This window comes from Pigmentiphaga sp. CHJ604, from assembly GCF_036972535.1.
GTDB classification, from domain to species: Bacteria; Pseudomonadota; Gammaproteobacteria; order Burkholderiales; family Burkholderiaceae_B; genus Pigmentiphaga; species Pigmentiphaga daeguensis.
The window spans coordinates 2127713-2152534 of sequence record NZ_CP136998.1; the positions used below are offsets into that span (position 1 = coordinate 2127713).

The window sequence follows — 24822 nt, forward strand, 5'->3', positions numbered from 1 at the left end:
GCCTGGATGAGCGAAGGATTCGATCGATGAAACACAAGTTGTCGTCCCTGTCGGGCGATATCGTGCAGCCCGAGCAATTGCTGGAACGCGCCAACGCGAACCGGCTGTTTATCGACGTCAGGCTGGGCGAGCCCGAGGACGAGTTCAGGGACTACCGCGATTGCCACATTCTCGGCGCCGTGTACGGACAGATACGCGAGGTCTTCGCGGCGCAGCCTGCGCCGGATTCCGGCAATCTGCCCTTGCCGGAGCGCGAGCAGCTCGAGCACCGGCTCAGGGCCTGGGGCGTGGATGCCGAGACCGAGGTCGTGGTGTACGGGCCGTCGGTGGCGCTGGCCGCGCGCGGCTGGTGGGTGCTGCGCTGGGCGGGGCTCAAGAACGTCAAGGTGCTCGACGGCGGCTTGGAAGCGTGGATCAATCATGGCGGGCCGGTGGCCCAGGGCGAAACCCATCGCGTCGCGACCGCCGCGTCGGAGCAGCTCAGGCTGCAGCCGGGGAACATGCCGCAGATCCTCGTCGACGAGGTGGAGCAACTGGGCTCCGGCACCTTGCTCATCGATGCGCGCGACGAGAATTCATTTCTTGCGGGCAGCATCCCCCGCGCCAGGAACCTGCCTTCCGCCGAGCAGTGGACGCCGGCGGGCGTGCTGCGCACCGTGAGCGAAATCGAGTCGCTGTACGAGGACGCCGGCGTGAAAGCCGGCCGCGATGTCGTCGTGTACTGCGGCGGCGGGGTGTTGTCGGCGCTATCCGTCTTGACGCTTAACGCGCTGGGAGTCGAGCCGCGCCTGTACGTGGGTTCGTGGTCCGAATGGAACAAGAGTCCCGAGCGCATGGCGCGCAGCGCCGCTGAAAGGGGGCAAGCATGACGCAGCATTCCAGGCACCGCGCCGTCGACCATTTCGACGTGGTGGTTTGCGGCGGCGGTCCGGTCGGGCTGTCCATGGCTTTCCCTATGAGCGGCTGCTGAACCCCTACCGGCTGATGGCGATTTAGCAGCGCGAGAGGGTGGGGGTATTTATGGGGGTAGTTGCCAAAAACAAAACCAGCTAGAGCAAGCATTCATGCGGATCATAGGCCATCTTTTGAATGACACCGCTCGCCAGATCAGATGTGCCAAGAAACCCCTTGAGAAATCAAGGGGTTTTTTGTTGTCGTCTGCTTCTCCGCATGGCGTGGCCGATCGCGGCAGTTGCGCCGCCGCGGCACGTTACCTGCGCCATTCAGGACTAACCCTATTCGCGTAAGTCTCAGTTTTATGTAAGGTATTTTTATATCAAGATACTTTATAAATATCGCCGCCATCGGCGCCAATAAGGGGGACCGCACTATGCATGCATCGGGTGGATATCTGGCTGTTGGGTGGGGCGCCGGAGGTTTGGCGGCGGTTCTGGCGGTTGCCGGCTGCGGTGGGTCGGGCGCGGTGCCTGAGCCTCAGGCGCTGACCGGAGAGGCAGCCTGCGCGGCAGTCAAGGATTTCAGCAGCGCAGAGCACAAGGGTGTCATCACCAGCGCCACCTGGGTACCGGCCGCCACGGAGAAGTCCGCTCCGACCGCGGCAACCTTCCTGCCGGCCCACTGTGTGGTCCAGGGTTCCCTGGAACCCCGGACAGGCGTGGACGGAAAGCGCTACGCGACGAAGTTCGAACTTCGTCTGCCGCTCGAGTGGAATCGGCGCTTCCTCTTTCAAGGCGGCAGCGGGCTCGAAGGCACGCTGGCTCCCGCGTATGGACCGACGGGCGGAGCGAAGACGGCCCTGGAGCAGGGTTTCGCGGTGGTTTCCCAGAACGGCGGCCACGACAATGCCGACCTGCCGGCGCCCGAGGCCTTCGGCTTCGATCCCCAGGCGAGGGTGGATTTCGGCTACGGGGCCATCATCAAGACGTCCAAGGCCGCCAAAAGCCTGATCGCGGACTACTATGGCGACGCGATCGAGCGCTCGTATTTCGATGGATGCTCCACCGGGGGGCGGCAGGGCATGGCTTTTGCGCAGCGTTTTCCGGACGAGTTCGATGGCATCGTCGCGGGCGCTCCGGTATTCGACTTCGGCCGGGTCGTGGCGGCCCGGATCTGGGGTTGGCAGAAGGCCGCCGCGGTGGTGTCCCGGGATATCAATGGCATGCCGCGCTTCCACGAGGCGATGCCGCAGGCCGATCGCCAGTTGTTCCAGCGCGAGCTGCTGGCTGCCTGCGACGCGCAGGATGGCGCGGTCGACGGCATGATCAGCAATGTGGCCGCCTGCACGTTCCGCCCGAAAGCGCTGCTTTGCACCGGAGAGAAGACCCCGGAATGCCTGTCGGCCGAACAGGTGGGTATCTGGGAAGCCGTCCTGGACGGGCCGGTCGACTCCGGTGGCGCCGCGTTCAAGGTGCCGGGCTATCGAGCCCCAGGCGAGGTCCCGGTCCGCGGCTATCGCATCGACGCCGCCTGGATGACGTCTTCCGGTCAGGCTGCGCGCATCACGGGGCAGGGGCCGATTCTGGATATCCAGTGGAAACTGAATATCGACCCGACGCCGATCCTGTTCATGACCCCGCCCCAGCCGGGATTCCGGCCCCTGGATGATGTCGATTGGGATACCTGGGGCAATTCGATGACCGTCAATGCGCCGTGGCTGATGTCGGACCCGGATCTGGGGCGCTATCGCGACCGGGGAGGCAAGATGATCTTCTATCACGGCACGGGGGACAGCGGACCGAACGCCGTCGACACCATCGACTACTACGAATCCGTCGTGGCACTCAATTCGAGCCGCGAGCAAACGGGCCGGTTCGCCAGGCTTTTCCTTGTGCCGGGCATGGGCCATTGCAGGGGAGGTCCCAGCACCGACACCTTCGACCGGCTGGCACCCATCATGGATTGGGTCGAGCGTGGCAAGGCACCGGATGCCATCGTTGCGCAGGCAACACCGGGCAACGCCGATCTCGCCGCGGTGACGCCCGCGATTCCGGCCAGCCGGACGCGTCCGCTTTGCCCGTATCCCGCGTACCCGCGCTACAAGGGAACCGGGTCGATAGACGACGCCGCCAGCTTCACGTGCACGCTGCCCGTAGCCGATCCGGCGTAAACCGTGCACGAGCCGGCGAGGCGGCCTTCGCGCCCGCCCCGCCGCGCCGGCCATGGTTTTTCCTCAGATCCCCATTTCCGCGAACACCTCCAGCATCACCCGCTGCCCGTCCAGAGCCGCGGGCACGCCGCAATAGATGGCGGCCTGCAGGAAGACCTCGTTGATCTCTTCCTTGGTCAGGCCGTTGTTGATCGCGCCGCGCACGTGCAGCCGCAGCTCGTGCGGACGGTTCAGTGCCGTGATCATGGCCAGGTTCAGGAAGCTGCGAGTGCGCCGGTCGAGCCCGGGCCGGTTCCAGACGTCGCCCCAGCAATGCTGCGTGACCAGCTGCTGCAGTTCCATGCGCAGCGGGTCCTCGGCGGCCTTGGCCAGCGAGGCGTCCACGTATTCGCGGCCGAGCACCTCGCGGCGGGTGGCCAGGCCCTGTTCGAACAAGGCTTCGTTGTAGCTGCCGCCAAGCGCGGTACGGTTGGATCGGGTCATGCTCGTCTCCTGGATCGGTACTGCGCGAGCATAACCCTTCCTTCAACCGCGGGCCGGGATCAGGGGCATCAGCAGGTAGCTGTCCCGTTCGCCACCGGTGTGGACGGTGGTCCGGCCGTCGAAGATCCCGGCCGGCCGGTCCTGCGGATGGTCGTGGCGCAAGCGCCCCGGCGGGTCGACGATGAAGTCATGGCCCTGCAGCGTCAGCACCAGGCGCCAGCCACGCGGGAAGACCATGCTGGTGGGCCAGATCTCGATATCCAGCGGATAGGCCTGGCCCGGCTCGAGTTCCTGGATTTCATCGTGCGTATGCCAGGGCCGGTAGGGCAGGCTGCGGGCGGGATCCGTCTTCCTGCGCGAGGCGCGCAGCCAGCCCAGCGCCATGGGTACCCGTTCGTGCGCGCCGATGAAGCTGGCTTCCTTGCCCTCCGGGTCGAACACGCGCAGCACGGCGAAGATGTCCATGTCGGCGGTCGATGACGACGCCCACAGGCGCAGGCTCGCGGGGCCGGTGAATTCGACGTCCTCTTCGAACGGCGCGGTCGAGAAGTGCAAGCCTTCGCCCATCGCGTCGAACACCGCCCGGCCGCCTGCCCCGGGCGCCTGCGGCGCCAGCATCAGCGCGTCCGCGTCCAGATGCAAGCGCGTCCATCGTGTCCGGGCCAGCGGCCATTCGTGTTCCTGGCGCAGCTCGGCGGTGCCGTCGGGACGGCGGATGGCCAGCTGGACACGAGGCTCGCGGTCCCAGCCGTTGTCCGCGCCGCGCAGATAGTGGTCGAAGAAACGTTTTTGCAGGGCGACGTAGCGGGGCAGGTAGAAGCTCTCGTAGTGGGTGCCGATGTGGGCGAACAGCCATTTGTCCCGCGATCCGGCACGCAGGAAACCTTCGAAGTTGCCGCGCAGGTGCATGCCCGGTCCGCCCCAGTTCGCGGCCGACAGGATGGGTACCTGGATCGCGGACAAGTCGGCTTCGCGGGCCTGGTTCCAGGCGTCGTCCAGTGGATGCTCCAGGCGGTCGCGCGGGTGGTCCGCGCGGCTGCCCCGCAGGATGGCTTCGGGCAGGTCGGGGCCGGTGGTGCGTTCGCCGGTCAGGCGGTCGCGGTGGGTGCTGGCGCCGCTGCCGTACTGATTGGCCAGCACCTGGCGCGGCCACCAGGCCTCGGTGAAGCTGTTGCTCAGGATGCCGCCGTGATAGCTGCCGTCGCGGTACAGGTCGCTGGATCCTTCCCAAGGCACGATGGCGGCAAGGTGCGGGGGCCGCAAGGCGGCCACCTGCCACTGCTTGATCGCGAGATAGGACACGCCGATCAGGCCTACCTTGCCATTGGACCATGGCTGGCCGCCCGCCCACTCTATCCATTCATAGAGATCGCGCGTCTCGATGGGCCCGAATGGATCGAGGTAGCCCTCGGAGCGGCCCGTGCCGCGCGAATCGACCTGGATCACGACGAAGCCGTCGGGCACCCAGCGCTCGGGGTCGACGACTTCCCAGCGCAGGTAGCGTCCGGTCGTGCCCTCGGTGTCCAGACCCGGGTAGATTTTCTTCAGGACCTGCCATTGGGGCTGGTAGGCATCCGCGAAATGGACGTCCTTGCCGTAGGCGCCCATGGCCATGACCACCGGGTGGCGGCCGGCGGCCTCGGGCCGGAAGACATTGGCGCGCAGCACGGTGCCGTCGGACATCGCCAGCGCGACGTCGCGTTCGAAGATCATGCCGTTCTCGGTGGTGGTGCGGGTCGGGATCATGGTGCGGGGAATCTCTTCATTGCATGGGTACGTGGGCAAGCTTGACGATGCGCGCGAACTTGTCCATCTCGGCCTGGAAGAAGCGGGTGAATTCCTGCGGCGACGATTGCGCGGGCGGACTGTCCCAGGCTTCCATCTTTTCCTTCACCTCGGGCACGCGCATGGCCTTGTCGATCTCGGCGTACAGGCGCTGCACGATGGGGGGCGGCGTTTTTCCGGGCGCGAAGATGCCGACCCAGCCGCCGTTGTAGTCCATGTCGGGCACACCGCTTTCCGCCATGGTCGGGACGTCGGGAAACGCGGCGATGCGCTGGCGGCTGGTGACCGCCAGCGGGCGGACCTGCCCGGCCTTGACCGCGATGATGGCCGCGGCCGTGCTCAGGAAGCATGCGCTGACGTCGCCGGCGATCACGGCGTTCAGCGCGGGCGCGCCTCCTTTGTAGGGCACGTGCAGCATGTGCGTGCCGGCCGTCGCGTTCAGCAGCTCGCCCACCAGGTGCAGCGTGTTGCCGGTGCCTGGCGAGCCGAAGGTGATGCGGCTTTCGGGCTTGCGCGCCATGTCGAGGAACTCGGCGAAGGTCTTGCCGGGGAACTTGGGATTGACCACCAGCGTCAACGCCGGGGCCACCGTCAGCAGGCTCACCGGCGTGAAGTCCTGCACCGTGTCGTATGGAAGCTTGCTGTAGATGCTGGGGTTGATCGCCTGCGAACCGGTGGTCAGCAGCAGCGTGTAGCCGTCCGGGGCGGCATGGGCGGCTGCCTCGGCGGCGATGATGCCGTTGGCGCCGGCGCGGTTCTCGATCACCACGCTCTGGCCCGTCTGCTTGCCGACCTGGTTGCCGATCAGGCGCGCCAGCAGGTCGGGGCTGCCGCCGGCCGCGAAGGCCACCAGGAGCCTGATGGGACGCGAGGGAAAATCGCCCTGGGCGCGGGCCGGCAGCGCAGCCGCCAGTGGCAGCGCGCCCAGCAGGGCGAGGGCTTGTCTGCGATGAGGCATGAGGGTCTTCTCCTGGGATCGGCGGCGGGGGCGCTGCCGGTTCGTTTGTCGGTCAGTTCGCCTGGGCGCCGGTTTCCTTCACGACCTTGGCCCACTTGGCCAGTTCGTCGTGCAGGTACTTCCTGGCCTGCGGCAGTGTGCCGCCCAGCGGCTCGAAGCCGGTGGCGGCCAGCCTGGCCTGGAACTCGGGGTCGCGCTGGATGCGCGCGACCTCGTCGTTCAGGCGCTGGAGCACCGCATCGGGCGTCCTGGCCGGCGCGAATACGCCCACCCAGGTCACGTCCTCGAAACCGGGGAAGCCCGACTCGGCCACGGTGGGCACCTCGGGCAGCGCCGCCGAGCGCTTGCTGCCGGTCACGACCAGGCCGCGCACCTTGCCGGCCTTGACCAGTTCCACCGCTGCGGGCAGGGCCACGCTGGCGAGCTGCGTCTGCCCGGCCGCGGCCGCCGTCAGCGCGGGGCCGGCGCCCTGGTAGGGAATGTGGGTGACGGGCGTGCGGGCCAGCACCTTGAACAGGTATTCGGCGGTCAGGTGCGGCGTGGTGCCGGCGCCGGCCGTGCCGTAGTTGTAGTCGCCGGACTTCGCCGCGGCGATGACCTCCTGCAGCGTCCTGGCCTTCAGGTTGGGCGCGGTCACGATCAGGTTGGGGCTCGAGGCCACCAGCGCCGCCAGCGTCAGGTCCTTCTCGGCATCGAAGCCCAGGTTGCGCTGCATGGCCGGATTGACGGCATAGGAACTGGTGTTGATGAGCAGGGTGTAGCCGTCGGAATCGGCGCGCGCCACGGCGGCCGAAGCCACCGAGCCTCCGGCTCCCGGCCGGTTCTCCACCACGATGCTCTGGCCCAGGGCTTCGCCCAGGCGATGTCCGAGCAGACGGGCGATGATGTCGGCCGGGCCGGCGGGCGCGAACGCGACGACGAAGCGGACAGGCTTGGCGGGCCAGGCCGGTTCGGCCAGTGCCAGGGCAGGGGATGCGAGGCCGCAGGCGGCCAGCGCCGCCGCGGCCATGCTCAGGGATTTCATGTTGTCTCCTCCGTGCGCGGTGCGCTGTTCAGATCGTGTCGAGGACGTACCGGGCCATCTCCTGTCGCGTGCCGATCCAGACGTCATCGGCCTTGGCCACGCGGCCCATGATCTCGTCGTAGACCCAGGCTCCCGAGGGACGGCCCATGACGTGCGTGTGGGCTGTGACGTCCAGCATCAGGGGCGCGGTCTCGCGTTCCCGGAAGGCGGCAAAGCAGTCCTCGAAGGTCTCGAGCATGTGCCGCGGCCCCTGGCCGTAGCGGATGCAGGTGGGCAGGTCATTGACGTCCATGGTGAGTGGGATGGCGACGATGCGGTGCTGCCCGAAGTCCATGACGTAGGGCCGGTCGTCGTCGTTCATGTCGCCGTGGTGCAGATAGCCGGCCTCGGCCAGCAGCCGCGAACTGATGAGGCTGCCCGTGCCGCGCGGGCTGATCCAGCCGGTGGGGGCCGTGCCGGAGGTGCCGGCCAGCAGATCGTGGTTGCGGCGCAGGTTCGCGCGTTCGGCGGCCTCGTCCAGGTAGACCGGAATCACGTCCATGCCCCACGAGTGATTGACGATCTCGTGGCCGAGCTCGGCGATGCGGCGCACGGTGTCGGGGTCGCGTTCGCAGATGACGCCGTTGACCATCACGCTGGTCTTGATGCCGTGCTTTTCGGCGATGCCGATCAGGCGGTGGATGCCGCGGTTGACGCCGAACGATGCCCACGAGTGCGCATTGGTGTCGAAGTAGCCCGGCTTGAGCACGTTGCCCATGGGGCCGATGCCCGGCGCCTGGCCATCCGACCAGGCCTCGAACGCGATGTTGAAGATCACGGCGATGCGCTTGCCGCCCGGCCAGCGGAAATCGTCGGGCAGTCGGGTAATGCGCGGGGTGGCTGCGCTTGCTGCGATGTCGGTCATGCTTCGTCCTTCACGGTATTGGCCAGGGTGCCCAGGCCTTCGATCTCGATCTCGATGCGGTCGCCGGGTTGCATCCATACCGGCGGCTTGCGCGCATACCCTACGCCGGCGGGCGTGCCCATCGCGATGACGTCGCCGGGCTCCAGCGTCAGCGCCTCGGTCAGCAGGCACAGGGTCTCGGCCACCGGGAACAGCATGTTCGAGGTGTTGTCGCTTTGCATGACGCGGCCGTTCAGGCGCGATTCGATCTTCAGGCCCGATGCGCCGGGGGGCAGGGCGTCGGCCGGGACCAGCCACGGTCCGAAGGCGCCCGTGCCGTCGAAGTTCTTGCCTATGGTCCATTGCGCGGTACGGCGCTGGTAGTCGCGCAGGGTCGCATCGTTGAAGCATGCGTATCCGGCGACGGCCGACAGGGCGTCGTCCGGCGTCAGGTGCCGCGCCCGCTTGCCGATCACCACCGCCAGTTCCGCTTCGAAGTCCAGCTTGTCCGATACCCGTGGGCGCAGCAGCGGCGCGCCGTGGGCGATGAGCGAGGTGGCGCCGCGCATGAAGAAGCTCGGATACGAGGGCTTGGCGTTGCCGCCTTCGGCGGCGTGGTCCGCGTAGTTCAGGCCCAGGCAGATGATCTTGCCGGGCTGGGGTACGGGGGGCAGCAGGCGGACCTCGGCCAGCGGGACGCGTTTGGCGCCCGCCAGGGCGCAGTCGGCGGCTGCCCGCATGGCTTGCGGGCCTTGCGAGGCCAGCGCCGCCAGCGCGCCTCCGGGCTTGAACGGATGGCCGGAATCGGCGATTTCGGCGACGCTGCCGTCCGCGACCACGCCGATGCGGACGGTGTCCTGGCCTGGGAGTGTGAAGGAAACAAAAGGATGAGCCATTGTCGATAAAACTCCGTATGGAGAAAAATATCGACAAAATTCTATCGAGCTAAAATAATGTCGGTAACCTGAGGAAAACCCCCGCATGTTAGATGCCGATATCGCTCCCAGCATGACCGTGCAGATCTACGAACGCCTGCGCGCCGATCTGCTCGACGGTCTGTGGCCCCCCGGGCAGAAGCTGCTAATGCATCGACTGCGGCAGCACTACGCCATAGGCGCGAGCCCGTTGCGCGAGGCGCTCAGCCGCCTCGTCGCCGAGGGCCTGGCCGTGCACAACGACCAGCGTGGATTCGCGGCCGCATCGGTATCGGCCGACGAACTGGAGGACATCCTGCGCAACCGTGTGGCGCTGGAGTCGCTGGCGCTCGAGCAGGGGCTGGCCCGGCGCAGTCCGCAATGGGAGGAAGCGCTGCTGCTCGCCTTCCACCGCCTGTCGCGCACGCCGCGCTCGGTGGACGAGGACAGCTATGAAGAAAACCCGGTGTGGGAACGGCAGCATCGCGCGTTCCACTTCGCCCTGTTGTCCGCGTGCGGGTCGCCCACGCTGATGGGATTCTGCGAGCAGCTCTACGACCGCGCCTACCGCTATCGGCAATTGGCGGCGCGCAAGGCCTACAAGCGGCGCAACGAACTGGACGAGCACCGGGCCATCTTCGAGGCCGTGATGGCGGGGAACCTGGAAGCGGCCAAGGAGTTGCTGGCCCGGCACTACGAGCGGACGGCCGCGTTGTCGGGCCAGCAGGGTTAGGGCCTAGCCATCGGCACGGCCCTCGCGGGCCGCGTCGATGGCGCGCAGCGCTTCCAGCGCATTCAGCGGCAGGCCGATGGCCTGGGGCAGCCCGGGGACTTCCGGTTCGCGGGGATTGATGCGGATGACCGGCGCCCGCCTGTCGAAGGCCAGTTGCTGGCTGAAGTGGCGCACGGTGGGGACGGCCTGCCCGGCGCCTATCTCCACCACCACCGGCCGCGACGACAGCCGCAGCCGCGCCTCCAGGCGGCGGGCCTGGGACTGGGCACGGTCATCGATCCAGTCCGCGTCGCCGAACATCAGCACGTTAGGGCGGGCGCAGCCGCCGCAGCGCGGACAGGCGGGGGGTTCGCCGCGCAGCAGACAATGTTCCTCGTCGACGTCCGGGATGAAGTCGGTGGCCGGCCAGATGGCTTCGCAGCAGGGGGCCAGGCATTGCAGGAAATGCAGCGAGCCGTGGCATTCGGTGATGTCGCCGTCGTCGAATCCGGCGCGCTGGAACTGGCCGTCGACGTTGCTGGTGAAGACCACGCAGCCCCGGGGCAGTTCGCGGGCCCAGTCGCGCAGCAGCGCGAAGCCCGCGTGCGGCGCGGTGGTGCGGTACAGCGCCAGCCTGTGGCCATAGAAACCCCAGGCAAGCCGCGGATCCCGCCTGAAGGCCCGCGGCGAGGCGATGCTGGTGAAATCGAGGCCGTGGCGCCCCAGGGCCGGGTAGGCCCGCCAGAAGCCGTGCTGGCCGCGGAAGTCGGGCAGGCCCGAGTCGATGCCCATGCCAGCGCCGGCGGCGACGACGAGGCAGTCGGCCTCGTCGATGAGCCGGGCGGCCCGTTCGATATCAGGCTGGCGGATGGGGAATGGCATGGGGCCGTGTCCCCCTCAGGCCGCGATGGCTTCCTCGGCCGGCAGGTCGGCGCGCGAACGCCACGTCACGATGTCTTCGATCGTCAGCAGCGGCCAGCCGTGTTCGCGGGCATAGGCCAGCGCCGCGTCGCCGCGCATCATGCTGCCGTCCTCGTGCATCAGTTCGCACAGCAGCGCGGCGGGGGCGAGGCCGGCCAGCGCCGCCAGGTCCACCGATCCCTCGGTGTGGCCGCGGCGGCCCAGCACGCCGCGCGGATCGGCGCGCAGCGGGAACATGTGGCCGGGGCTGACCAGGGCCGCCGGATCGCCGGTCAGCGCGGCGCGCACCGTGGTGATCCGGTCCGCCGCGGAGACTCCCGTGCTGACGCCCTCGCGGGCCTCGATGCTGACCGTGAACGCGGTGCCGTTGCGGCTGCGGTTGCGGGAGGTCATCTGCGGCAGCCCTAGCGCATCCACGCTCTCGGGCGTCAGGCACAGGCAGACGATGCCGCTGCAATCGCGGATCATGCGCGCCATGATGGGTTCGGTGATGGATTCGGCGGCGATGATGAGGTCCGCCTCGTTCTCGCGATCCTCGTCGTCCAGCAGCACGACAGGCTGGCCGAGTTTCAGCGCGGCCAGGGCCGCGAGCAGCCGTTGTTCGGCGGTGGTGGCTTCGAAGTACTGTTGCAGGGACTGCATGAAAACGCTCCGTAGGAAACAGGAAGCGTTCAGGGCATGGCGCTGGTGGGCGCCGTAGGAGGCGCGCCGCCCATGGCTGCGCGGACGCAGGCCGGGACGCGGCGCGTGTTCCCGTCTTCTTTCATCCGGACTATGACCGTCGGCTCCGGCATGGGACCGGATCTGCTGACCTTGCCGGAGGGCCGGCAAGCGCTCGCGGGCTCGGTGTGCGAGGACACCCTACCGCCGGTGGGGATTTCCACCCCGCCCTGAAGACGCACCGCCCAGACAGGCGGCAGGGCTATCGTAGCAGATGTGCCGCCGGGCCTTGGCGAACGCCCTCACGGCGCCTCGGGTATTCTTGCCGTTCGAGGAGACCTGTCTTTGCCCATGCCCAACGATAACGATATGCGGCCGCCCCAGATCGGCGGACGGCAGTCCCTGTTGATCTTTGCCTGTTTCGCCGCCGCCTATTTCTTTTCCTACGGCCTGCGCTCGGTCAATGCCGCGCTGGCGCCGTTCATCACGCAGGACCTGTCGCTCAGCAAATCGCAGCTCGGCTGGCTGTCGTCGGCGTTCTTCGTTTCCCTGGCGGCCATGCAGGCGCCGCTGGGCGTCTGGCTGGACCGCTACGGTGCTCGGCGGGTCGAGGCCTGCCTGCTGGCCATCGCCGCCCTGGGTTCCTTCGTCATGGTCTGGGCAGGCAGCTTCGCGGTCACTTCGGCGGGCCGCGTTCTCATCGGTGCCGGCGTGGCGGCCAGCCTGATGGCGCCGTTCTCGTATTTCCGGCGCTGCTATCCGGTGGAGCGGCAGGCGCAACTGGGCTTGTGGCTGCTGGTCGCCGGCACCGGCGGCGCGGTGTTCTTCACGTCGCCCGCGGCCGCGCTGGCCGGGCATTTCGGCTGGCGCAGCGTTCATCTGTTGTCAGGCCTGTCGCTGGCGGTGGTCGCGGTCCTGCTGTGGCGCGTGGTGCCTGATCATGACGTGAGCGTGCTGGGGACCGGTCGTCCGGGCGCGGCGCAGGTCTCGCTGTGGGGGCTGCTCAGGCACCCCGAGATCCTGCGCGTGATGCCGCTGTCGGCCATCGGGCAGGGCGGCATCATCGCCCTGCAGACGCTGTGGGCCGGACCATGGATGACGGACGTCCTGGGCATGAGCCCCGCCGGCAGCGCCTCGATGCTGCTGGTCATGATGCTGGTGATGACGCTGGGCTACGTCGTCATGGGTTTCGCCAGTCCGCCGCTGCAGCGGCGCTTCGGCCTGCTGAACATCGCGCTGGCGGGCTATCTGTGCTGTTTCGTCGTGATCTTCCTGCTGGCCTTCGCCGGCGGGTCGCTGGCCTGGCTGCTCTGGCTGGTGATGGCGGCGGGCGTTGCGCCCATCATGCTGATGCAGCCCTATCTGTCCACGCAGTTTCCCCGCGAGGCGGCGGGGCGGCTGGTGACGCTCTACAACATGTTCGTGTTCGTCGGCGCCTTCGTGATCCAGTGGGGCATAGGCGTGGTCGTCGACGGATTGACGCAGGTCGGCCTGGGGCGGGGCGCGGCGTTCGCGGTGGCGTTCGCCGCACTGGGGGTATTGCAGATGGCGTCGCTGGGATGGTTCGTCCGCGGGCGCAAGGCCGGCTGAGCCTCGCGGTAGAAAATGCCGCTATGCGGCGGCGCTGCCCCCCGAGGGGGCGCTTTTTTGCCTTGGGGCGGCCCGGCGGCAAAAAAATGCCCGCTTGCGCGGGCAGATGGAGATGTCGGTCAGGAGGGCAAATCAGTTGCGCCGCTTGTCGTCCCCGGGATGGCGGCGTCCTTCCAGGTTCGGGGCGTTGCCGCCTTCTCCCAGCATGCCCAGGGCCTCGGTCTTGAGCGCATGCACGCATTGCGCCAGAAAGCCATGGACGGCGGACAACTGATCGCGCTCGTAGCGGGCGCCGATGTGCGCGACGTCCTCGGCCACCGCGCGCATATGGCGTTCGATCTCCGCGCACTTCTCGCGCACCGGCCGAATGACGACGATGCGCCGGTCCAACGGATGCTTGTCGCGGACCACGAAGCCGGTGGCTTCCAGTCGGTCGATCACCGCCGTCGTCCCGCCCGAGCTGATGCCTGCCAGGCAGGCCAGCTGGCCGGTCGTGATGGGCTCGAACTCGATGACGAGTTCGAGCGCCTTCACGTCGACCATGCCCAGCCCCAGTCGTTCGGCCAATGCTGTCTGGTATAGCGAGGTGTAGACCGTCAGGCGGCGGCCGAGCATCGTGACGATGCTGTTGAGCATCTCCTGGCTGTCGCTGTCCGTTTCCTCGGGTTCCCGGGGTATCGATCCGTGGACCGAATGGCTCGAGGAACTCATTACGTTCTCCCAGTGAAGCATGGCCTCTCCTTTCAATGCTTGCCCAAGCTGCCCAGCAGCCCGCCCAGCAATCCGGTGACCGGGTTCAGCAGGCCACCGTTGCCTTCGCCACCTCCCGTGCCGCCGCCCAGGCCGGTGCCTTGTCCGACACCCGCGGTCAGGCTGTTGACGGCGCCGGTCAGGTTGGTCAGGACGTTGCCCACGGGGTTGGTGTTCTCGGGCGTGGCATGCACCAGGCCTCCCACGCTGGAGACGGTCTGTCCCAGGCCGTTCACCAGGCCGCCCAGGCCGGTGCCGACGGCAGGCACGTTGCCGCCGAGGTTGGTGCCGACGCCGCTCAGGCTGCTGCCCAGCGAGGTCAGGAGGCCGTTGACCGGTTCGCCCAGGCCGGTGGCCGCGCCCACCGTCTGCGTCGTGCCGGACACCAGGTTCGCGACCGGAGTGACGACCGGGTCCAGAGCCGTGCCGACATTGCCCAGGGTTTCCTTGGCGTTGAGCGGAACGAGGTTGTCGACCGCGCTTCCCGTATTGGCCAGCGAGGGATGGAGGATCGGCTTGGCGTCGCTGCCGATGCCGCCCAGCAGGCCGCTGGTGATCGGGGCGAGGAGTCCGTTGCTGCCGCCCAGCAGGCCTTCGAGATTGCCGGACAGGATGGGTTGCAGCAGTCCGCCGCCTTCGCCGCCCGTGCCGCCGGTCAGGCCGCCAAGCAGGTTGGTGACCGGAGCCAGCACGCCGCCTTCGCCGCCAGTGGCGCCGTTCAGCAGGTTGGTGACCGGGGCCAGCACGCCGCCTTCGCCGCCGGTGACGCCGCCGAGCAGACCGGTGACCGGAGCCAGCACGCCACCTTCGCCGCCGGTGGCGCCGTTCAGCAGGTTGGTGACAGGAGCCAGCACACCGCCTTCGCCGCCCGCGACGCCGCCGAGCAGGCCGGTGACGGGTGAGAGCAGGCCGCCGTCGGCGCCGGCGGCCGAGGGCGACGTGGCGCTGCCGGCCTTGTCGACCAGTCCGCCTTCGATGCTCAGGCCCAGGCCGGCGGTCAGGCTGTCCACCGATCCGGTCAGGTTGGCCAGCACGTTGCCGACGGGGTTCTTGTTGGCATCGGAAGCATGCACCACGCCGCCGGCGCTGGCGACCGTCGCTCCCAGCCCGGATACCAGGCCGCTCACGCCGGTGCCGGCAACCGGAAGCTTGCCACCCAGGCTCTCACCCAGGTTGGAGACGGCGCCGCCCACGGAGACGAGAAGATCATTCACCGGCGCGCCCAGGCCGGTCTTGTCGCCGACCTGTTGCGTGAGCTGCGTGGCGGTGCCGACGATGGGGCTGACCGCCGGATCCAGGCCGGCGCCTACTTGGCCCAGCGTCTGGCCCAGCTTCAGGTCCACCAGGTTGTCCACGGCGCTGCCCGTGTTGGTCAGGGCCGGCTGCAGCACGGGGTTCTGAACGGTGCCACCTTCGCCCAGGCCGTTGAGCAATTGCGAGACCGGGCTCAGCAGGCCATCGTCGGAGGCCAGCGTGCCGGTCAGGGTGGAGACCGTGCCGCTCAGGTTGTTGAGCACATTGCCCAGGGGGTTGGGATTGCCTTCGGTCGCGTTCACCAGGCCACCGGCGCTGGCGACCGTGTCGCCCAGGCCCGCGACCACGCCGCCCAGGCCCAGCTTGACGGGCAGGCCGGTGTCGTCCAGCGATTGGCCCAGGTCCTTCACCGAGCCGCCTACCGAGGTCAGCAGGTTGTCCACGGGGGCGCCCACGCCGGTCGCGGCTCCCACTTGTTGCGTCAGGCCCGTCACCGTGTTGCCTACGGGGGCGACCACGCCGTCGAGCTTGGTGCCGACGTTGTGCAGCGTGCCGGCCAGTCCGGTGTCGACCACGTTGTCGACCGCCTGGCCGACATTGCCCAGCGTGGGCGCCAGGACGCCCGTGACGGGCGTGCCGCCAGGATTGCCAGGATCTCCGGGGTTGCCGGGATCACCCGGGTTGCCAGGATTGCCGGGGTTGCCCGGATTGCCCGGGTCACCGGGGTTGCCGGGGTTGTTCGGATTGTTGGGGTTGTTCGGATCACCCGGATTGTTGGGGTTGTTGGGATTGGTGGGGTCGGAACCTCCTCCCAATCCGGAGGTGATCGCACCGGATCCGGAGCAACCGGCCAATGTCGAGAGTGCGAGTACCAAGGCGGCTACCAGGACGCGAGGGCCCGGCTTCGTTTGTTCTTTATGCATGGTTATTCCCCTTTATCGCTGAAGCGGCGACACTGCCTGCTGCGCCTATCGAGCAAAAGCTGTGCCAATGTGCAACCGCAAGCGGACGGAGAAGCGGGGCGATCGCCTCGGAACACCCGGAAAACCTTGCAAACAGGGGATAAATCGAAAACTCAGGGAATTCGTGCGGCTGAGACGATGGGCCGAAATTCCCTGGGAAGCGGGGCGAAAAGACGGGGGAGGCGGGGGTTCGTTACGTAGCAGGGAACCCCCTGTTACGTAACGAAGACGAGCGCGGGTCAGTCGAACCGCAGCGAGTAGTTGGCGTTCAGTCGCAGCGGCCGGTTGCCGCTGTTGACCGGCTTGTCGCCGACGGGCTTGGCCAGGTTCACGTCGAGCGCGTAGTGGCGCTGGTCGGTGACCCGCAGGCCCAGGGCCAGCGACGTCAGCGTGTCCGTGGCCAGCGTGAAGTTCTTGTTGTTCAGGCTGACGTGGGCATAGTCGGCCAGCACGTAGGGCGTGACGCTCTGCAGGTAGGGCAGGCCCACCGCGAAGCGCCGGTTCAGCTCGATCGAGGCGCCGTAGCCCTTGTCCCCGCCCAGTTCGCCCGCGGGATAGCCGCGCCCGAAGCGCTGTCCGCCGAACGTGAGCTGTTCGGACGTGGGCAGCGAGTCGGAACTGTACTGGCCCAGCGCGGCCAGCGAGATTCCGAACTGATGAGGCAGCGTGAAGTTCTGGTTGGCCGCCAGCGTATAGCGAGTGAAGCCCAGGTCATAGCTGCTGTTGGCGCTTTGCTCGGCGCCCAGTCCGTCCACGCCTTTGTAGATCCCGGCCGTGATGCGCCGCGATTGCGTATCGCTGGCCTGGGCGTAGGCCAGCTCGGCGCGCAGCACGCGCAGGTGGTTGCTGAGCGTGACCTGGTTGCCGGTGATGCGGCTGCTGTACGTGTCGTTGTTGCGCGAGGCGTAGAAGCCCGCCGTTCCTGTCAGCGATTCCCGATTGGCCAGCAGGAAGGGATAGCTCACGCTGAGCCCGGCCCGCTGGTTGCGGACCCGGCGGTCGATGTTCTGCGCGTTCAGGCTGTCGTTCTCGGGGTTGGCGGCGTAGCTGTAGGCCTCCGCGCGCACGGTCATGCCGTCGCTGCCCACCGGCACGGCGACATTGGCCGCGTAGTACTCCAGGTGATCGCTGCCGCGCGGCACCGCCGTGGTGACCTGGATCTGTTCGGCCAGCGGCGTCAGGCTGTTGGCCGTCGCGGTCAGCATGGCGTGGACGCCGGTACCCAGGTTGCCGATGCCGGTGTCCAGCCGGAAGGCCTTGTAGCCGACGTTCACGACCAGTTCCGTGGAGCCGTCGGCGCGCTTGGGAAGCGAGAGTTCCGGCTTGATCGTGGCGCCGGCCACCGTGGTCATCAGGTTCAGGTAACGCTCGAGCGTCGCCCGCGTCAGGGGCCGCTCGGCCTCGATGCGCGCGGCGTAGTCGCGGATCTTGGCCGCGGCGTTGCCGGCGTCGCCCTCGATGCGGGTGCTGCCCACATAGCCTTCGACCACGGTCACCTTGACCAGCCCGTCGCGGAAGTCCTGCGACTGGATCAAGGCGAAGGACAGCGCGTACCCGGCGTCGCGATAGAGCTGGGTGATGGCATCGGTGCGCTGGATCAGCTCGGCGACGGTGATCTCCTTGCCCGCCAGCGGCTCCAGCAGGTCGACCACCTTCTGGAAATCGAGCGCGGTGACGCCGGATACGTCGAACTGCCTGGGCACCAGCCTGTGCGCCAGCAAGGCCTGGATGGCCTCATTCTGCGCGGGCGCCGGAACGGATACCGACGGGGCCGGCGCCGGAGCCGGGACCGACACCGGAGGCAGCGATTCCGCCGGGTTTCCCCGAAGGGGGCTATCGGCCGCCGGTGCCGCTAACGGATATATGGCGCCCGCGACCAGCAGGGCCAGATTAAGCGTGCGGAATTCGGGTTTTCCCGATGAAAACGAGGTCATTGGGGAATATGAAGCAAATATGCGTAAACGATCGTCATCGCGCGAAGTGTGCCATATGAATACCCCCTTAGGGTGCGTTCAACAAGGGTAGGACGGTGTTTTTCATAGTGGGACGTTTGTAGGACGTTACCGGCAGATACTAAAAATATTTTAATCGGACGTCTTTCGATCGGAATAGATAATCGCAAGCTTGCGATTATCTGGCCATTAACGAAGATGCCGGGAAAGATTAGCGATTTCCTGGCGCTTGCCTTCATCCGATTAATAGGGATTCTTGGGAAAGCAGATATTGACAAGCTCGGAACGATGCCTGTAGGGTGTGCGTAACCGAGCGTTACATAAAGAGAATCTATGCAGCCTGGGGATATTCTCTCTCTACGTTTTGACGCTAGCTTGGTCGCGCTGTCCTTTGTGATTTCGGCATTGGGCGCGTACGTGGCGTTATTGGCTGCCAGCCGTATCCGAACGCTGGATGGCGGCGTGCACGTAGGGTATGTCATCGTGGCCGGCATAGCCCTCGGCGGAGTGGGTATATGGAGCATGCATTTCATCGGCATGCTCGCCCAGGTTATTCCGCTGGGCGTGGCGTACGGACTCTGGCTCAACCTGCTCAGCCTGCTCGTCGCCGTGGTGTTTGCCGGCGCCGCGCTCTGGTACGTGGGCAGCGCGCGGTTTTCTCTGGACCGCTGCCTGACGGCCGGCATGCTGGGGGGATTCGGTGTGGCCGGCATGCATTACATCGGCATGGGCTCCATGCGCATGGACGCCTTCTTCGACTGGAACATCGGCTTGGTGCTGCTCTCCGTGGCGATCGCCATGGCCGCCGCGACCGCGGCCATCTGGCTGGCCTTCAACCTGACCAGCGAGCTGCAGCGCGTCATCGCCGCGGTGGTCATGGCCATGGCGGTCTGCGGCATGCATTACACGGGCGTGGCCGCCGGCACCATCATCTGTTCCACCCCGCGCACCTTCGCCGGCTGGCAGCTGGACGGCAGCGTGCTGCCCTATGCGGTATTCCTGATTTCCGTCGTGACGCTGGTCGTCATGCGCATCGAACTGCACCGTAGTTCCGAGGAGGTGCGGGCCAACGCCGCAAGCCGGGTCGACCACGTCATTTACTCGCGCCAACGCCCGGAAAATCGCAAATAACCGGCCATGGAGATATTCGCTTTTCTGGCATTTTCTCATGGGAGGTGTCATCGAAAATATAGAAATGCAGTCATGAATGAATCGGCTGTTAATGCCGATGTAAATGTTTCCTTTTTTTTCAGAGATGGAGATTAGAATGAATCAAGTGATGAAGTTCCTGAAGGAAGACGATGGCGCGACCGCCATTGAATATGGCCTGATCGCGGGATTGATTGCCGTCGTGATCATCGGCGTCCTGACCCAGCTGGGCACCGGACTCAAGGAAATGTTTGGAAAAGTGGTCAAGGAGCTGCCGACCCCGGATGGGGGTACACCCAAAACAACTTGATATTGCTGGGCTGAAAAATCCCGGGCCGGAAAGCGGTCCGGGCTATAACCATGCTTAATAGCAGCCAGATTCTCGCGTTTTTCTTTTTTTGTGCCTTGGTAATCGGCAGCGACCTGCTTTTCCGCCGGGTTTTCAACTGGCTGGTCCTGGCGGGATTGCTGGCCAAACTGGGGTGGCTGGTCCTGGGCGCAACGGCGCCTGAGGGGTTTACCGCCCAGTGGGCGAATGCCGGCATGGGCGTGCTGCTGGCGCTGGTCTTTCTCGTGCCGCTCTATGTGTTCAAGGCCATGGGCGCCGGGGATGTGAAGTTCTTTGCGGTACTGGGTTTCTGGCTGGAGCCGACGCCTTTGCTCGTTGCCTGGTTGCTGGGCAGCGGAATGGCGGGCATCCATGCCCTGGTTTCGGTGGTTCACCGGAATCATCCGCTGGGCAACTGGGCGGTCCTGCAGTTGGCCGGCGTGCAGGAAAGGATATGCAGTCCTGTCGCGGTGCAGCGGATGGCGTCGTGGGTGTCGGGTGTCCGGGCTGGACGCGTTGGCATTCCCTATGCAGCGTATCTCGCGCTGGGCGCGATATGGGCCGTTCATGCGGCATAGAAACTGGGCGGAAATCGAAGCAATGGTGGAACGCGCTGACATGAGCACGGTGGCGAAGAAGGTTCGACGGCATGGCGCCGCCTCGCAGCGGGGTGCCTATGCGACCGAATTCGCCTTGATCTTCCCCATTTTCTTCCTGGTCTTCTACGGCGTGCTGAGCTTCGGCCTGATCTTCACGACCCAGCAGTCGCTGACGCTGGCGGTCGAGGAGGGCGCGCGCGCCAGCCTGCGGTACTACATGCCTGCCACGGCGGGCGCCGGTTTCATGGCGCAGATGCAGGGGCGTCTGGAGCATGGCTGCGAAGTGGCGAAGCTGCGCGCGGCATGGCTGGGCGAGATTGGGGGCGGGGCGGTCACGCCGACGTGCACCGCCTCGATCAAGGGGCCTTGCCTGAAGGCGGACGGCACCATCGACACGGCATCGTCGTGCTCCGCGACGCTGGGGACGCCCGCCGCCGGATCATCGGTGGCCTGCGGCTACAGGCAGGAAGAAATGTGCTTCGCGACGCTGAACGTGAGCTATGCCTATAGCGCGAACCCCCTCGTGCCGTCGCTGCCGGGCACCTTTCTCGTCATTCCCGAGGTACTGAGCGCAACGGCCAGGGTGGCGCTGGATCCCGGCGCCTTGCAACTGGGTTCGTCCGGAGGTGGTGCATGAAATGCGCCCTGTTCGAATCCGTCCGGACGACCCGGTCGCAGCGAGGCATCGCCGCGCTGGAGTTTTCGCTGGTATGCGTGCTGTTCCTGGTGGTCCTGTTCGGGATCATCAGCTATGGCTGCATCTTCGTCGCCCAGCAATCGCTGTCGCGCGCGGCCGAAGAAGGGGCGCGCGTGGCCCTGCAGTCGAGGCTGGCGGGATTGCCGGAAGGGGCGTCGCTGCAGGCCGAGGCCTGCGGGGCCGTGGCGCAGTCGGTCGATTGGCTGACGCGGCGCCGCGCGGCGATGGGGCTGGCGCCCGTGTCCTGCGAGCTCAAGCCCTCGCAGGCATGTACCTACGCCGCGGGGCTGCGCTGCGCGTCGCTGGTCGTGACCTATGTCGACTACCGGAAATATCCGCTCATACCGGAACTGCTGCCGCTGGGCAATTGGCTGCAGTCGCTGTTCGGCGAGAACACGGCCTGGATCCCGCAGCATCTGTCGGCCGCGGCAACCGTGCAATTGGGAAGGAATACGTCGGGCTCGTGACCGGGGCCGACGCGTGAGGTTTTTTTCGAGTATCGAGGCGACAAGCAGATGAACAACGTAACCAAGATCGTCGCGGCCATGCTGGTGTTGTTGGCCGTGCTGCTGGGGGGCTATGCCTTCGTGTTGGCCACCAAGCCGGCACCGGTAGCCAAGCCGGCTGCTGCCCCCACGCCGCTGTCCGAAAAGCGGATTCCGGTGGTCGTGGCGGACAAGCTGCTGCCGGGCGGGGTGCCCATCGACACGGGCGCGCTCAAGGTCGTGGAGTTGCCTATCGATCCGGCCGGCGCCTACCGCGCGACCAGCGATCTGTCGGGCAAGATTCCCAAGTTCGACATCGGTCCCGGCACGCCCGTGACCGACAGCATCCTGGTCAAGGGCCTGACGCTGCTGCTGAACGACGGCGAACGCGCGGTGGCGGTGCCGGTCGACGAGGTCGTCGGCACGGGCAACCGTGTTTCGCCGGGCGATTTCGTGGACGTGTTCTTCACGCTCCGCCAGGGGCAGGATGTCTCGCGGACCCAGGCCAGGCTGCTGTTGTCGCGCTTGCGGGTGCTGACCTATGGCAGCGCGTCGGCCGCGGGCGATGCGCCATCGGACGACGGCGCGACGATGGTGCGCGCGAACAATCCGCCTCCACCGGCACGCACCGCGGTGCTTGCGGTGCCCACCGCCGATGTGAACCGCCTGCTGCTGGCAACGCAGAACGGCAAGCTGCAACTGGTGCTGCGCAATCCCACCGATGCCACCGCGCCCGACGCGAGCCTGTTTCCCGAGCCGCCTCCGGTGCTGGCCGGCAAGAGCGGCCTGACCAAGGAGCAGCGCGAGGCGCTCGAGCTGGCCGACAACCAGGCGTATGCCGGCCTGGAACTGACGGGCCTGTCGGGTGGGGCGACGAAGCGGCCGGCGCCGGTTGTGCAATACCGCCCGCGGCCACCCGCCCCCGCGCCCAAGGTCGAGAGCAATACGGTGGAAGTGGTGCGCGGCACCAAGCGTGAAGTCGTCGGGTTTTAACGGGTAGAACCTCAATGAAAATCAGCAAACAGGCTTTCGTGCGGCGTCTGGCGCCCCTGGCCATGGCATTGACGCTGTCCTTCGCCGTGCCGGCGGGCGCTGCCGACGAGAGCGGTCCGCGCCAGATCTCGGTGGCGGTGCGCGATCAATATCAACTGAGCATTCCCGGCAACCTGGAGCGGGTGTCGGTGGTCGATCCCGACGTGGCCGACGTCGTGATCCAGAAGGGCAGCGGCGGCCGCAAGGGCGGGGTACTGGTCGTGGGCAAGAAGCCCGGCACCACCATGGTGTCGGTCTGGCAGCGCGGCTCGGCGGCGCCCCAGGCCTATCTCGTCCGCGTGACGGGCGATCTCGCCACGCTGCTGGGCGAAGGCGACGGTGCCAAGGCCCAGGTCTACGGAGATGCTGCCGTGCTGAGCGGACAGTCGCCGTCGATGCTGTCGCATCGCCGCACCGTTGCGGCGGCCAACGATGCCGTGGGCGGTGAAAACGTATTCGATGCTTCCACCATCGAGACCGGTGGCGTGGTCCAGGTGGAAGTGAAGGTCGTGGAATTCAGCAAGCAGGTATTGAAAGAGGCCGGCTTCAACTTTTCCGCCTCCAACCGGCGCGGCAGCTTCAGTTTCGGCCTGGCCAGCGACCTGGCGCCCACCGGCAAGGCTTTCGACCTGACCCTGGGGCTGACTCGAGGCAATTTCCTGCTCGACACCAATCTGCGGCTGCTGGAAACCAACGGCCTGGCGCGCGTGCTGGCCGAACCCACGCTGGTCGCGCTGTCCGGCCAGAGCGCCAAGTTCCTGGCGGGAGGCGAACTGCCCGTGCCGCAGGCCGGGGGCCTGGGCACCACCACGGTCATGTACAAGCCGTTCGGTATCGGCCTGACGCTCACCCCCACGGTGCTGGCCAAGGATCGGATCGCGCTGAAGGTGGCGCCCGAGGCCAGCGATCTGGACTGGACCAACGGCATCACCCTGAACAACATCCAGATCCCGGCCATCATCACCCGCCGGGCCGACACCACGGTCGAGCTCGGCGACGGCGAAAGCTTCGTGATCGGCGGACTGGTGTCGCGTTCCACCACCTCGAACCTGGACAAGCTGCCGTTCCTGGGCGACCTGCCCATCATCGGCACTTTCTTCCGGAACATGAAGTATTCGCAGAAGGAAAAGGAACTGCTGATCGTCGTGACGCCGCATCTGGTCAAGCCCCTGGCCAAGGGCGTCAAGCCGCCCATGCCCGGCGCGAACGAGAAGCGTGACTCGGCGGCCAATGCCTGGGGCCATTTTCTGCTGGGTGTCGCGAGCAATGATGAGTTGCCTGGTTTCTCGAAGTAGTCGCTTGGTGCCAGGTATCTGTAGGAGTCGTATATGAACGCCCCGAGCAAGGAGTTGGCGAGCTTGCTGGACACTCGCCGTTTCCTGTTCTTCACCGGCGACAGCTTGTCGGCACAGCGGCTGGCCGCGGTGCTGAGGCACGATGGCGTGGTCGTTCAGGAGGACGTGGTTCCCGATAGGCTGTCGGCGCGCCTGGCCGAACTCGGGCCGCAGATGGTGTTGCTGGATTTCGGCGCCGACGACAGCGAACCGGGCAAGCTGCTGCACGCCAGCGACCTGGCGCGGACGCTGGCGCGCGTGGCGCCCGCGCTGCCGGTCGTTGCGGTCGGCAGCATGATGCGGCCGCAGGGGGCCGTGGCTGCCCTGCGGGCGGGCGTGCGCGATTTCATCGACCCGACCGACGAGGCCGAGGTGCGCGACGTCGTCCGGCGCGTGCTCCAGTCTCATGCGGGCAGCAGCGTGCCCGGTCGTGGCCAGATGGTCGTGCTGCTGGGTGTGCGCGCCGGGCTGGGCACGACCACGCTGGCGGCGCACCTGACCACGATGGCGCAACTGCACGGCGAAGCCGGGCAGGCCGCGGAAGGGCGGCCGGCCAGCAGCTTGCGTGGGCCCGCGGCACTGCTGGACCTGGGCCTGCCCGTCGCCGACGGCCAGCTCTACCTGAACGTTTCAGGCAGCTTTCATTTCGCCGAGGCGGTACGCAACCTGCGCCGCTTCGACGAAACCCTGGTCAACACCGCACTCACGCGCAGCGCCAGCGGCGTGGCCGTGATCTCGCTGCCGCGCGACCTGGCAGAGATGCGCACCGTGTCGCACGCGGATTCGCTGGGACTCCTGGACCGGCTGCGTCAGCACTTCGGCCTGCTGGTGGCTGACGTGGGCGGATTTTCCAACCCGGATTTCGTGGCCGGCATGGTGCGAGCCGCCGACCAGGCCTGGATCGTGACGGACCAGTCGGTGGGAGCCCTGGTGTCGCTGGCCGACGTCCTGCGCGACCTGGACGGACGCGACGTGGATCGCGCCAGGATGCGGCTGGTGGTGAACCGCTACGACGAGCGCTACGGCATGACCGCCAAGCAGATCGCCCAACGGTTCGACGTACAGCTGCTGGGCACGCTGCCCGACCGCGCGCTGGCGTTGATGAACAGCACCAACCAGGGCCGGCTGCTGCACGAGGTGGCGGATCGCGATCCCTACGTGCGGGCCGTGCAGGGCCTGGTGGATTCGCTCGGGGCCTATGACCAGGCCTTGCCGCCGGGCACCAAATGGCTGTCGCGGTGGCTGCCCAACCTGCACAAGCACTTGGTGACGCGATGAAGAAA

At 67.0% G+C, this 24822-nt stretch carries 23 protein-coding genes and 1 riboswitch; of the genes, 12 read left to right on the plus strand and 11 right to left on the minus strand.

The window, feature by feature from the left end; all coding sequences use genetic code 11:
- Positions 1–26: 26 nt before the first annotated feature.
- On the plus strand, positions 27–869 hold the full coding sequence (locus tag R4823_RS10250; protein WP_132979966.1) for a rhodanese-like domain-containing protein: 843 nt from the start codon (positions 27–29) through the stop codon (positions 867–869).
- A gap of 509 nt (positions 870–1378) precedes the next feature.
- Complete coding sequence (locus R4823_RS10255) at positions 1379–3067, plus strand: tannase/feruloyl esterase family alpha/beta hydrolase (RefSeq protein ID WP_338618537.1); 1689 nt, start codon at positions 1379–1381, stop codon at positions 3065–3067.
- A 63-nt stretch (positions 3068–3130) separates the two neighbouring features.
- Here R4823_RS10255 and R4823_RS10260 read toward each other — a convergent pair whose 3' ends face one another.
- From R4823_RS10260 to R4823_RS10285, 6 genes are read right to left on the minus strand one after another with little or no spacing between them, the layout of a single operon-like run.
- Complete coding sequence (locus R4823_RS10260; RefSeq protein ID WP_087839309.1) at positions 3131–3550, minus strand: carboxymuconolactone decarboxylase family protein; 420 nt, start codon at positions 3548–3550, stop codon at positions 3131–3133.
- 42 nt (positions 3551–3592) lie between these two features.
- The gene (locus tag R4823_RS10265; RefSeq protein ID WP_243724549.1) at positions 3593–5296 is read right to left on the minus strand and encodes a CocE/NonD family hydrolase; all 1704 of its coding nucleotides are present in this window, start codon (positions 5294–5296) and stop codon (positions 3593–3595) included.
- Positions 5297–5312: 16 nt separating this feature from the next.
- On the minus strand, positions 5313–6293 hold the full coding sequence (locus R4823_RS10270) for a tripartite tricarboxylate transporter substrate binding protein (RefSeq protein WP_087839310.1): 981 nt from the start codon (positions 6291–6293) through the stop codon (positions 5313–5315).
- Between the two features lie 52 nt (positions 6294–6345).
- The gene (locus R4823_RS10275) at positions 6346–7317 is read right to left on the minus strand and encodes a tripartite tricarboxylate transporter substrate binding protein (protein WP_279814067.1); all 972 of its coding nucleotides are present in this window, start codon (positions 7315–7317) and stop codon (positions 6346–6348) included.
- Between the two features lie 28 nt (positions 7318–7345).
- Positions 7346–8221, minus strand: coding sequence for a polysaccharide deacetylase family protein (locus R4823_RS10280; RefSeq protein ID WP_165963193.1), 876 nt, complete (start codon positions 8219–8221; stop codon positions 7346–7348).
- Positions 8218–9096 (minus strand): fumarylacetoacetate hydrolase family protein, encoded by an 879-nt coding sequence (locus R4823_RS10285; RefSeq protein WP_132979971.1) that lies wholly within the window; start codon positions 9094–9096, stop codon positions 8218–8220. The genes R4823_RS10280 and R4823_RS10285 overlap by 4 nt, the downstream gene beginning before the upstream one ends.
- 85 nt (positions 9097–9181) lie before the next feature.
- Between R4823_RS10285 and R4823_RS10290 the strand changes: the two genes are divergently transcribed.
- Positions 9182–9847, plus strand: coding sequence for an FCD domain-containing protein (locus R4823_RS10290; RefSeq protein ID WP_243724550.1), 666 nt, complete (start codon positions 9182–9184; stop codon positions 9845–9847).
- Between the two features lie 3 nt (positions 9848–9850).
- Here the strand turns inward: R4823_RS10290 and R4823_RS10295 are convergent, their stop codons facing one another.
- A complete protein-coding gene (locus R4823_RS10295) occupies positions 9851–10708 on the minus strand; it encodes a Sir2 family NAD-dependent protein deacetylase (protein ID WP_087839314.1) in 858 nt (285 codons plus the stop codon).
- A gap of 15 nt (positions 10709–10723) precedes the next feature.
- A complete protein-coding gene (gene ribB, locus R4823_RS10300; RefSeq protein ID WP_087839315.1) occupies positions 10724–11389 on the minus strand; it encodes a 3,4-dihydroxy-2-butanone-4-phosphate synthase in 666 nt (221 codons plus the stop codon).
- 109 nt (positions 11390–11498) lie between these two features.
- Positions 11499–11649: riboswitch (FMN riboswitch) on the minus strand.
- A 109-nt stretch (positions 11650–11758) separates the two neighbouring features.
- Between ribB and R4823_RS10305 the strand changes: the two genes are divergently transcribed.
- On the plus strand, positions 11759–12997 hold the full coding sequence (locus tag R4823_RS10305; RefSeq protein WP_338618546.1) for an MFS transporter: 1239 nt from the start codon (positions 11759–11761) through the stop codon (positions 12995–12997).
- Positions 12998–13129: 132 nt separating this feature from the next.
- Here the strand turns inward: R4823_RS10305 and R4823_RS10310 are convergent, their stop codons facing one another.
- The 3 genes from R4823_RS10310 to R4823_RS10320 form a co-directional block, all read right to left on the minus strand.
- A complete protein-coding gene (locus R4823_RS10310; protein ID WP_243724551.1) occupies positions 13130–13708 on the minus strand; it encodes a MarR family transcriptional regulator in 579 nt (192 codons plus the stop codon).
- Between the two features lie 32 nt (positions 13709–13740).
- Positions 13741–15924 carry a collagen-like triple helix repeat-containing protein gene (locus tag R4823_RS10315; RefSeq protein ID WP_338618550.1) on the minus strand — a complete coding sequence of 728 codons (2184 nt, stop codon included), beginning with the start codon at positions 15922–15924 and terminating at the stop codon, positions 13741–13743.
- 278 nt (positions 15925–16202) lie between these two features.
- Complete coding sequence (locus R4823_RS10320) at positions 16203–17759, minus strand: ShlB/FhaC/HecB family hemolysin secretion/activation protein (protein ID WP_338618552.1); 1557 nt, start codon at positions 17757–17759, stop codon at positions 16203–16205.
- Positions 17760–18290: 531 nt separating this feature from the next.
- Between R4823_RS10320 and R4823_RS10325 the strand changes: the two genes are divergently transcribed.
- The 8 genes from R4823_RS10325 to R4823_RS10360 all read left to right on the plus strand — a co-directional run bounded on the left by R4823_RS10325 (position 18291) and on the right by R4823_RS10360 (position 24817).
- Positions 18291–19046, plus strand: a complete 756-nt coding sequence (locus R4823_RS10325; protein ID WP_338618553.1) for an MHYT domain-containing protein — start codon at positions 18291–18293, stop codon at positions 19044–19046.
- 136 nt (positions 19047–19182) lie between these two features.
- Positions 19183–19374 carry a Flp family type IVb pilin gene (locus R4823_RS10330; RefSeq protein WP_338618555.1) on the plus strand — a complete coding sequence of 64 codons (192 nt, stop codon included), beginning with the start codon at positions 19183–19185 and terminating at the stop codon, positions 19372–19374.
- 50 nt (positions 19375–19424) lie between these two features.
- The gene (locus R4823_RS10335) at positions 19425–19970 is read left to right on the plus strand and encodes a prepilin peptidase (protein ID WP_132979976.1); all 546 of its coding nucleotides are present in this window, start codon (positions 19425–19427) and stop codon (positions 19968–19970) included.
- Positions 19971–19992: 22 nt separating this feature from the next.
- On the plus strand, positions 19993–20628 hold the full coding sequence (locus R4823_RS10340; protein ID WP_087839324.1) for a TadE/TadG family type IV pilus assembly protein: 636 nt from the start codon (positions 19993–19995) through the stop codon (positions 20626–20628).
- Positions 20625–21155 (plus strand): TadE/TadG family type IV pilus assembly protein, encoded by a 531-nt coding sequence (locus R4823_RS10345; RefSeq protein ID WP_087839325.1) that lies wholly within the window; start codon positions 20625–20627, stop codon positions 21153–21155. Before R4823_RS10340 ends, R4823_RS10345 begins: the two co-directional genes overlap by 4 nt.
- 48 nt (positions 21156–21203) lie before the next feature.
- Complete coding sequence (cpaB, locus tag R4823_RS10350) at positions 21204–22166, plus strand: Flp pilus assembly protein CpaB (protein WP_087839326.1); 963 nt, start codon at positions 21204–21206, stop codon at positions 22164–22166.
- Between the two features lie 14 nt (positions 22167–22180).
- A complete protein-coding gene (locus R4823_RS10355; RefSeq protein ID WP_087839327.1) occupies positions 22181–23500 on the plus strand; it encodes a type II and III secretion system protein family protein in 1320 nt (439 codons plus the stop codon).
- Positions 23501–23533: 33 nt separating this feature from the next.
- The gene (locus R4823_RS10360) at positions 23534–24817 is read left to right on the plus strand and encodes a MinD/ParA family protein (RefSeq protein ID WP_087839328.1); all 1284 of its coding nucleotides are present in this window, start codon (positions 23534–23536) and stop codon (positions 24815–24817) included.
- Positions 24818–24822 lie beyond the last annotated feature (5 nt).

Excerpts from the sequence above, each read along its gene's own strand:
- R4823_RS10250 (WP_132979966.1), top strand. The coding sequence starts at position 27 with ATGAAACACAAGTTGTCGTCCCTGTCGGGCGATATCGTGCAGCCCGAG.
- R4823_RS10260 (WP_087839309.1), bottom strand. The coding sequence starts at position 3,550 with ATGACCCGATCCAACCGTACCGCGCTTGGCGGCAGCTACAACGAAGCC.
- R4823_RS10265 (WP_243724549.1), bottom strand. The coding sequence starts at position 5,296 with ATGATCCCGACCCGCACCACCACCGAGAACGGCATGATCTTCGAACGC.
- R4823_RS10270 (WP_087839310.1), bottom strand. The coding sequence starts at position 6,293 with ATGCCTCATCGCAGACAAGCCCTCGCCCTGCTGGGCGCGCTGCCACTG.
- R4823_RS10275 (WP_279814067.1), bottom strand. The coding sequence starts at position 7,317 with ATGAAATCCCTGAGCATGGCCGCGGCGGCGCTGGCCGCCTGCGGCCTC.
- R4823_RS10280 (WP_165963193.1), bottom strand. The coding sequence starts at position 8,221 with ATGACCGACATCGCAGCAAGCGCAGCCACCCCGCGCATTACCCGACTG.
- R4823_RS10285 (WP_132979971.1), bottom strand. The coding sequence starts at position 9,096 with ATGGCTCATCCTTTTGTTTCCTTCACACTCCCAGGCCAGGACACCGTC.
- R4823_RS10290 (WP_243724550.1), top strand. The coding sequence starts at position 9,182 with ATGTTAGATGCCGATATCGCTCCCAGCATGACCGTGCAGATCTACGAA.
- R4823_RS10295 (WP_087839314.1), bottom strand. The coding sequence starts at position 10,708 with ATGCCATTCCCCATCCGCCAGCCTGATATCGAACGGGCCGCCCGGCTC.
- ribB (WP_087839315.1), bottom strand. The coding sequence starts at position 11,389 with ATGCAGTCCCTGCAACAGTACTTCGAAGCCACCACCGCCGAACAACGG.
- R4823_RS10305 (WP_338618546.1), top strand. The coding sequence starts at position 11,759 with ATGCCCAACGATAACGATATGCGGCCGCCCCAGATCGGCGGACGGCAG.
- R4823_RS10310 (WP_243724551.1), bottom strand. The coding sequence starts at position 13,708 with ATGAGTTCCTCGAGCCATTCGGTCCACGGATCGATACCCCGGGAACCC.
- R4823_RS10315 (WP_338618550.1), bottom strand. The coding sequence starts at position 15,924 with ATGCATAAAGAACAAACGAAGCCGGGCCCTCGCGTCCTGGTAGCCGCC.
- R4823_RS10330 (WP_338618555.1), top strand. The coding sequence starts at position 19,183 with ATGAATCAAGTGATGAAGTTCCTGAAGGAAGACGATGGCGCGACCGCC.
- R4823_RS10335 (WP_132979976.1), top strand. The coding sequence starts at position 19,425 with ATGCTTAATAGCAGCCAGATTCTCGCGTTTTTCTTTTTTTGTGCCTTG.
- R4823_RS10340 (WP_087839324.1), top strand. The coding sequence starts at position 19,993 with ATGGTGGAACGCGCTGACATGAGCACGGTGGCGAAGAAGGTTCGACGG.
- R4823_RS10345 (WP_087839325.1), top strand. The coding sequence starts at position 20,625 with ATGAAATGCGCCCTGTTCGAATCCGTCCGGACGACCCGGTCGCAGCGA.
- cpaB (WP_087839326.1), top strand. The coding sequence starts at position 21,204 with ATGAACAACGTAACCAAGATCGTCGCGGCCATGCTGGTGTTGTTGGCC.
- R4823_RS10355 (WP_087839327.1), top strand. The coding sequence starts at position 22,181 with ATGAAAATCAGCAAACAGGCTTTCGTGCGGCGTCTGGCGCCCCTGGCC.
- R4823_RS10360 (WP_087839328.1), top strand. The coding sequence starts at position 23,534 with ATGAACGCCCCGAGCAAGGAGTTGGCGAGCTTGCTGGACACTCGCCGT.